This window comes from uncultured Algibacter sp., assembly GCF_947495675.1.
Taxonomy (GTDB): Bacteria; Bacteroidota; Bacteroidia; order Flavobacteriales; family Flavobacteriaceae; genus Algibacter_B.
On record NZ_CANLZX010000034.1, the window covers coordinates 1 to 9,428 of the forward strand.

Genomic DNA, 9,428 nt, shown 5'->3' on the forward strand with positions numbered 1-9,428 from the left:
CATCAACACCGTCATCGTTGGTATCAGTCATACCTGTACCATTACCACTTGGTGCAATATAGCCAACTGTTGGTTGAACTTCTACATTATCGGGTATACCATCGTTATCACTATCTATATCTAGATGATCTGGAATACCGTCATTATCAGAATGGATTCCTGCACAATAAATCCATTCATAAAGTTGAATTGTTGCATTAGCCGAAGATCCATCATTTTTTGCAATAGTAATAGTTATTTGATTAACTTCTCCATTTAATGCAACTTGAACACTATTTAAGGGTGCAACTCCATTAGTCCCATTTACATCAAAAACTGAATTTCCCGCAATTATACCACCACTTAAATTTATATCAGTTATTGTAATTGGCACATTAGTTCCATTAATAGTTGCTACGAGGTCGGCTCTATCTTTATTATCAAAACCTCCAATTTTAAATTCTAAATTATAAACAGGCTCAGAAAAATTAAATGTATAAACAGCTACATCACCATTTGTAAAATCAGAATCTTTTACTTGAGTATCAATATAGCTTTCTGAAATCCCACCATTTGAAGCTGAAAACACTCCAAATCCCCAATTAGCTGATCCCAATAATTCGTAAGTAAAATCAATACTTGAACCATCTATAGGAAAAACGTCATTAACAGTACCTGGACTAGATAAGTTATCATTAAATGTTTGTGATAAATCAATATAGCTTGAAGCACAATTCAGTTCATTATCATCTAAAACACCATCATTATCATCATCTAAATCACAAATATCTGAAACACCATCAGTATCAGCATCTACATTACCCGATAAAATAGCATCACACTCATCTATTGCTACTACAGAACTAAAAGCCAGTTCCCATCTATCATTTACTGAACTTGTAGTTCCAACAGCATCCATAGAAACTTGAAATGTAACGGTATTAAAAACACCATTTAAACGAACACTCCCAGAAGCTGTGCCTGCAGTTGCAGGACCACATTCTGAAGGCAAACTAGTATAAGTTTGTCCTGACTCTCTTACTACAGTTAAAGGTGTTGAAACAAAATGCACATCATTTTCTGATAATTCAGTAAAAGTAATTCCACTAGTAATTATGGTTAATAATGATGAGGAAGTTAAACTACTAACTGTTCCTCCTCCCAATCTATCCAAATGTAATACAGGATTTATAACTGTTTTACTAAAATTAAAAGTAATAGTTGCTGTGTTAGGAAAAGTATGCCTAACACTTAATGATGGATTTCCTCCAATACTTGGATCGCTATATGCACCTGCACATCCCATACTATCATATGTCACAAAATCGTTTAAGGTATATCCTGTGCCTGAACCATAGTTGGTAGCAGTAGCTGTTATATTAACAGAGCCTGCAGAAGTTTTCCATGTTGTATTAGAACCTGAGCCTGAAGCCACCCATGTTCCAGAATTTTGTGAAGCTGCATTATAAAAAGTAAAAAACGCGCAAAACACTATTATTAAAAATAATTTAGTTTTCATAACTACAGATTTGGGTACATCAAAAATGAATTTACAGTTAAAATTTAAAAACTATTAAAACACAAATAAATTGAGAGTTTCATTTTTACTTACCCTTTAATCATTTGACCCCATATTGGTAATTATAGTCACTAATAACAGGTGTTTTTAGACAAAAGGAGCGTTTTAATAGATTAAAAAACTTACCATCTGAAACTATACTTGAGGGAAGAAAGCTTCTTTTAATGAAATCAATTTTTAAGATTTACACTAAATAGCATGACAATATTAATTTAAAATATCGATAAAAACAAATAAATATCCGTTAAAACGCTTATTTTATACGATAAAATACGATTTTTTATTTTTTATTGATTATGATTTTTTTGGTTAACAACTCATTTGAACTTGTTCGCATACAGACTACATAAGTTCCAGTTGATACAGTATTGAATTGTATACCTCCTTCTAAGCGCTCCCTTGAAACATTTGTTAACTCTAAAACCGATTGCCCGTGCATACTTATTAATGATAACTTCGTAATATCATCACTAAGTTTTTTAGCAAATAACGTATTTGTTGTGTTTTGAAAATACACATTGTTTTCTATTATTGTGGATGTTTCTGTACTTAAGCTTTGTTGCTCACTCTGGAATACTATCTGAAATCTATTATTAAAAATTCCTTGCTCAGAAGAAAAACTATAAGCTGTTCCTTGGGTTAAATCAAAATAAGTCCCTGTTAAATTATCTCGTAAATATATTGATTGTTCTGAATCTATATTTTCAATTCCTGAAACTCTTATCTCAAAAGTATTATCATCTGATGATCTGAAGTTTAATGGCACCACCTTATCGTTTGTTATTTGTCCATACGCCTGTATGTTCATGTTCTTACCGTCTAAACTTAAATTTAAATCATTATTACTGGCTTCTAAGTTTTCTGCATCATAGCCATAATCATAGCCATCGGTGGTATATCCACTAAACCCTAACAATAACTCATGTCTTGTTTTTGGACCGCTTACGGAGTTAAATTCTAATCGCATCCTTTGCATTGGTGCTTCTTCTGTTGTTTTTGAAGCATTCGTACCTTTAGTTGTTTTTCCTTTTGTGGTTTTTGAAAATACCGAACCTACTTGATCGTTTAATGGATCTACATCTGATTCTTTTATAAATACTCGTTGGCTATTATTGAACTCTACGGTGCCATCAAATGGTAGTACACCATCATTCTCTATTTCTGCTATAAAACCCTGTCCTACTGGTAAGTATCGTGTTGGTATTTTTGTACCATCTTGTGAGCCATTATGTGCACCATAATAACTAACAAATTGATATGCGCGTATAGATCCTGTTTTATTTACTTGGGCATAACCACCTTCGTATTCACTTAAATTATGTGACGTACCGCCCCATTGCTGCCATAATTGTAATGAACCTTTTATTACACCTTCATTATCATCAATAAACTTATGTATATCTAGAGCTGATGGATATGGGTTTCCTAATAGGTATTCTGTTTTGGATTGATTGGCTACAGATCCTGTGCCTCCTACATCTTCTACATCTATTAAAATAGTACCATTATTTGGCTTACCTTCAAAAATATATTGTTGTTCTGTTCCGCTAACTCCAGTACCCTTTTGCGTATAACCTACGCCAGGTTTTAATGCTGTTGATGTACTTACATGCGCCCAATCCCAATATGTTAAACCATTAATATAACTATATATCCAATACGTACTTATATTTCCGCTTGCTGTATATCCAGATGTAAACATAATGTCACTTCCAGTATCATCTTTTAGCATATTTAAACTAAAATCTGTATTATTGGTATTATTTGTAACTGCATTGTTATCAATTAAACTTGTTGCTGCTTGTACTCCTATTGGTGATGACCAATAGTTATACCAATAAGGACTTGTAGTGCCTTCTTGTCGTCGCAATATCTTACCTTCTAAAGAGGTAACTAAATCACTCTTAGCGGTTTGAACTAACTGAGAATCATTCATTAAATCTAATGTTCCGTCTAATTTAAAATACCATTGGTTCTGTACCAAATGATCGCCTTGCACAGTTAATTTACGCCCAGAATCAATTAATAAACCTGATGTTTTTATATTATGGCTTGCAGTAACATCGTGAGATATTTTTACTATACTCCAATCTTTATTTGATGCTGTATCTGATATATCCCAGACATCGCCATGTAACCATGTTGATGAATTATCCCAGGTACCATCAGTTGTGGTAATATAAGGCAAAGGAGCTGTTTGAAAATAAATATCCTTGATATTATATAATTTTGCACCACTTGATACACCCTTCTTTTCTGAAGTTATATCGGCTGTAAATTTATCCATCTTATAATACCTCTGTAAACTTGAGCCTACTAGTGCTGAAATATCTGATGGTATTATTTTACCTTTTGAAAAACTATTGGTATCATCTAATTCTTGATATACCATTTTTTGAATCTCTTCTTCTGATAGTCCTGCATTAAACACACGTACTTCATCTATCTCCCCCTTGAAATACTCACTCGTTAACACATTCTCTTCACCAGATAATCCTGGCTTTCTTCCAATGGTTAAATCTGTTGTGCCTGAACCAATACTTCCAGCAGATTCTATAGCCTCTTGTTCACCATTAATGTACAATACAAAATCACCATCTACATTGTTAAATGATGCCGCTACATGAACCCAAATGTTTTCTGGCAAGGTAGTACTTGAGGTTATTGTGTCTCCACCCGATTGAGCACTTGCAGTTCCATTAGAATTTAACGTTATGAAGAAATTATCCTGACCTACAATTCGACGCTGTCCAGTAGCTCCTGGTGCTACCTTTACCCAAGCCATTAGTGTTCCACTTGACCAGTTGTCAATAACAGGTACATTCTCTGAAATATAATCGTTACGTCCATCAAAAAACAAGGTATAACTGTCATCTAAATCTCTAGGCGATCCAAATTTATTTGTATCTGTATCAAAACTATCTAAAATACCATCTTGATCTATATCTGCAGTACCTTCAATAACTCCATCACCATTTGTATCGTATGTAGCATATATTGTTTCTTCAATATCATTTACACCATCATTATTTGAGTCTACTTCTAAATAATCTGGTATTCCATCATTATCAGAATCTAAAGGTGTTGCATAACCTGCGCTACCATGATCTGAATCATCTGGATCTGAATCATTACCATCTATAATAGCTAATAGACCATCGCCATCTGCTTCATCATTAAAAATTAAACTATCCACATCCGAGCCTTCACCTACACCATCACCATCTACATCTATATCACCAAAGCCATCATACTCTACTGCATCAAATATACCATCGTTGTCTGAATCTGCATCAACATAATCAGGAATACCATCGCCATCTGTATCTATAATAACCGCTCCACTCTCATAGGAATCATGTACCCCATTTCCATTGGAATCAACCCAACCATCACCAAATAAAGTTGCATCTTTATCTGTATCTGAAAGCCCTAATTCTACAACATTAGGAATACCATCGTTATCATTATCTAAATCTACTGAATCTGCAACGCCATCACCATCTTGATCACATAATATCTGTTTTACATAAATATCATCTATAGCTAAGTCATTACCTGCTCCACCATCTTGACTATTTATTAATTGTACAGTAAATTGAGATGAAGTTGTAGTAAAAGAGGTTTCTACAGTTACCCAATCTCCATTAGGGTTGGAAGCATCTGTAGGCTGAATTAATCCTGATGTAGTCGTTGGTATTAATGCATTACCATTTGGATCGTAAACTGCAATTAATACTTCAGGTCTATTTCTTGGATTATCATCCCAACTAGCACCACCTGGACAACCTTCTAAACATGGAGCATCAGATCTATCTAAATTAATTACAGAGAACCCATAAGTAACTTCAACTCCTGGAGTAACTCCATTAATCGTTGCACTATAAAAAATCCCTGGATCATAACTTGCATTAATTATTAACATTCTACCCGGGCCATTTTCGTCTAAAGCATTATCCGTATGATCTAAGCCTTGATACCAATAAGTTGAAGACCAACTTGCTATATCTGAAGTTGAATTGTTAAATATTGTATATTCTCCATCATTAAGATCGTTACCTCCAAAACATCCTCCTCCTGCACCATTTTCATAACAATATGTTGTAGTTACTCCATCTGCTAAATCTTCTATTCTCACTCTATCATAACCAGAACCAAAAGTTTCATTTAAAAATACAGATTCTACTTGATTAGAATAAGCATATGTTTTACAAGAATTATCTTCAGTAGAATCTAATAATCCATCGTTATCATCATCACCATCTATATTATCTGGCACACCATCACCATCTGTATCTGGAAACGTTTTTACAGCTTCTCCTTGAATATAAAATGTATAATTATCTTCTGTATCAGCTGCATCTTGATCGTCATTCTCAATTAAAAGTGTTGCACTTTTAGTTCCTACAGTAGTTGGATCAAAGGTTACTTTAAAAGTTGTAGATTCTCCAATTGCCAAAACAGATATTGCAGGCTGAGTAATTGTAAAATCACCTGTATTACTTGTAAATTGAACTAGTGGCGACCCCGTTAATTCTAATGGATCTGCTCCATTATTAGTAATTCTATATGTTTTTGTAAAAGGAACTTCATAAACATCATAATTTCCAAAATCGGTATTATTTGCTTCAGATAATTCTGTTACACCAGCCTCATCAATAATAATATTTCCATTACCTGTAATATCTATTTCTTGTGGAGAATCTGGCTCGATTTGTAAATTTAAAGTATAATCTTCTACTTCCCCTCTTTGCCCATCAAAACTCCCATCACAAGGATCTGTTGGGTACCAATACCTTCTTGTTGCAACCCTCATTACAGTTGATCCATTAACGGCATATGTAGGAATTAATATATCTCCAGTTACACTATTTGCGTTGGTTGTATAATTGCTATCTTCATAGCGCCAAACATCTTCACCAACATCTTCAAAATCACCATCTCCATTAAAATCAATCCAAACTGCATAACCCATTTCTTCCCATGAGTTATTACTATATCTATCAATAGTTATTGTGTATGTATTGTCTTTATATAAATCAGCAACATCTGTAGCTGTATAATCGTCATATCCATTTGTATATGTACTTGTATTATCTATATTTGTTACTAAAGTTCCAAAACGAACTCGACGAATATAATTTCTATTATTGAAATTTGAAACATCAGGAATACAGTAATCATGTCCAGTTGTTGTAAAATTTGCAGTAGTTGAAAAAGCTGAAGACGAACCACTACAATAAGCTGACACCCTTACATCATAATCTGCTAATTGATCTAACAATATTAAGTCTATTGTGTTAGTTGTTGAAGTTACAGAATCCCAATTTACTAAACCATTCTTCTTATACTGAATTTCAAAGGATTCTACTCCTAATTGCTCATCCCAAGAAATTGTTGCTGAATCTGGACCAATGTTAGTAACTGTAATTCCAGTAGGTGCATTCAAATTCTCTAAGGTTATATTTTGAACTGAAGTTTCTGAAGAGCCACTAACTGAATCATAATAGGTCCAAGTAATTGTATAACTTCCTAGAGTTGAAAATGTTGTTGGGTCGCTTGTTGTTGGCGAAACCGTATTACATTGATATGAAATATCTGCTGGTGGTGTTGCCGTATATGTACAGTAAGTTGTTGTATCTGGAATTGTTGGGGCTACCATAGCTCCTGAGTATCCATTAACTGTTACTGTTGTAGTACAAGTGCTTGTTTGCGTACCATCATCTACTGTTAATGTAATTACATTTGCCCCAATATCTGCACATGTAAATTCTGATTTATCTATTGACAAATTCATTGTGCCTATGGAAACACTAGAACCATCATCAATATCTGCAACCGTTATGGAAGCATTGCCAAAAGCATCTAAATCTATTGAAAAATCGCCTTGGCAATTTGCAACTGGCGCTGTTGTTGTTGCATCTCCAATTAATATAACGTCATCTATATAATAGTGCTCAAGACCCTGAGATCCATTATTAAATTCTGCTCTAACTGTTGCTTTAAATGCTGTTGCGGTATCTGGAATGGATACAACATACGGATTTGTATCCGGAAAAGAAACATTAAACATTCTAGTATCTAATGGAATTCCTAAAAAATCTCCACTATTACCCTCAACCAAGGTAACGGTATTATTTACCCAGGAACCCCCATCAAAATATGAATAGTCTAGAAACAAATCTTCATTATTATCTGGATTACCTAAAGACTGAAAAGCAATAGAAAAACTTACATTAACATAATTGCTAATATCCTTTTCTACAAATTCTAGTGATGGTTCATTATCCCAATAATTTAAAAACTCTAAACAATATAAGTCTGAAGCAGGATCGGTAATATCAGAATTTACAATTCTAATTTGCCCATTAGTTGATGTTCCTATATAGTCCCAATTATCTGTACCTACATGAGTAGTAATTGACTGCGTCGCATAATTATCCACAACTAAATATTGATAGCCTGGATTTCCATTATGAAAGCGTTGACTTGCAATTTCTGTTTGAGAATAACTAATACTCACAAATGAAATTAATAATATTAGTAGTAATAATATTCTACTAGAAGAATGTAATTTTTTTTCCATATGCAATTTGTAGGCTAACTTCTTAATTTAGACACAATTCCACTAAAAAGGTCACACATTGTGATTATTTCAGTTGAAGGATTGTTTTATTAAATTAATTAAAAAAATAACTAACGTTTAAAGCTATACTTGAGGGAAGAGCGCTTTAGTAAATGAAATCAATTTTTATGATTCACATTAAATAGCATGGCAATATTAATTTAAAATATCGATAAAAACAAATAAATATCGGTTGAAACACTTCTTTTATAGGACAAAATACATGTTTTATTTTTTATTGATAATGATTTTTTTAGTTAACAACTTATTTAAACTTGTTCGCATACAGACTACATAAGTTCCTGTTGACACAGTATTGAATTGTATACCTCCTTCTAAGCGCTCCTTTGAAACATTTGTTAACTCTAAAACCGATTGACCACGCATATTTATTAATGATAACTTAGTAACATCATCACTAAGTTTTTTAGCAAACAACGTATTTGTAGTATTTTGAAAATACACATTGTTATCTGATATTGCAGATGCTTGTGTACTTAAACTTTGTTGCTCGCTGTGAAATACAATTTCAAATCGCTCGTTAAAAATTCCTTGTACTGAAGTAAATCCGTAGGCTAAATCTTGTCTTAAATTAAAATATGTTCCTGTTTGATTATCTCTTAAATATATTGGTTGTTCGGAGTCTATATTTTCTGTTTCTGTAATTCTAATCTCAAAAGTATTATCACCAGACGAACTAAAATTTAAAGGTACCGCCTTGCTATCTGTAATTTGTCCATAGGCCTGTATACACATGTTTTTACCTTCTAAACTTAAATTTAAATCGTTATTACTGGCTTCTGGATTTTCTGCATCATAGCCATAATCATAACCATCTGTAGTATATTCACTAAACCCTAATAATAACTCATGTCTTGTCTTTGGACCTGTAACAGAATTGAATTCTAGTCGAATTCTTTGCATTGGTGTTTCTTCTGTTGTTTTTGAAGCATTTGTACCTTTAGTTGTTTTTCCTTTTGCAGTTTTTGAAAATACCGAACCTACTTGATCATTTGATGGATCTGCATCTGATTCTTTTATAAATACCCGTTGGCTATTGTTAAACTTTACGGTGCCATCAAATGGTAGCACTCCATCATTCTCTATTTCTGCTATAAATCCTTGTCCTACTGGCAAGTATCGTGTTGGTACTTTTGTGCCATCATGAGAACCATTGTTTGCACCATAAAAACTAACAAATTGATATGCGCGTATAGATCCTGTTTTGTTTACTTGGGCATAACC

3 protein-coding genes are annotated in these 9,428 nt (G+C 33.3%); all 3 read right to left on the minus strand.

The features are described 5' to 3' along the window. Positions 1-1,498, minus strand: a 1,498-nt coding sequence (locus Q0842_RS15815; protein ID WP_298500431.1) for a thrombospondin type 3 repeat-containing protein, incomplete at its 3' end; no start/stop codon positions are given. A gap of 340 nt (positions 1,499-1,838) precedes the next feature. Then, the gene (locus tag Q0842_RS15820) at positions 1,839-8,144 is read right to left on the minus strand and encodes a LamG-like jellyroll fold domain-containing protein (RefSeq protein WP_298500433.1); all 6,306 of its coding nucleotides are present in this window, start codon (positions 8,142-8,144) and stop codon (positions 1,839-1,841) included. 267 nt (positions 8,145-8,411) lie between these two features. Then, positions 8,412-9,428: T9SS type A sorting domain-containing protein (locus Q0842_RS15825; protein ID WP_298500436.1), on the minus strand; the 1,017-nt coding region annotated here is incomplete at its 5' end.

What these genes read in the sequence shown, in the direction of transcription:
- Q0842_RS15820 (WP_298500433.1), bottom strand. Translation starts at nt 8,144, where the DNA reads ATGGAAAAAAAATTACATTCTTCTAGTAGAATATTATTACTACTAATA.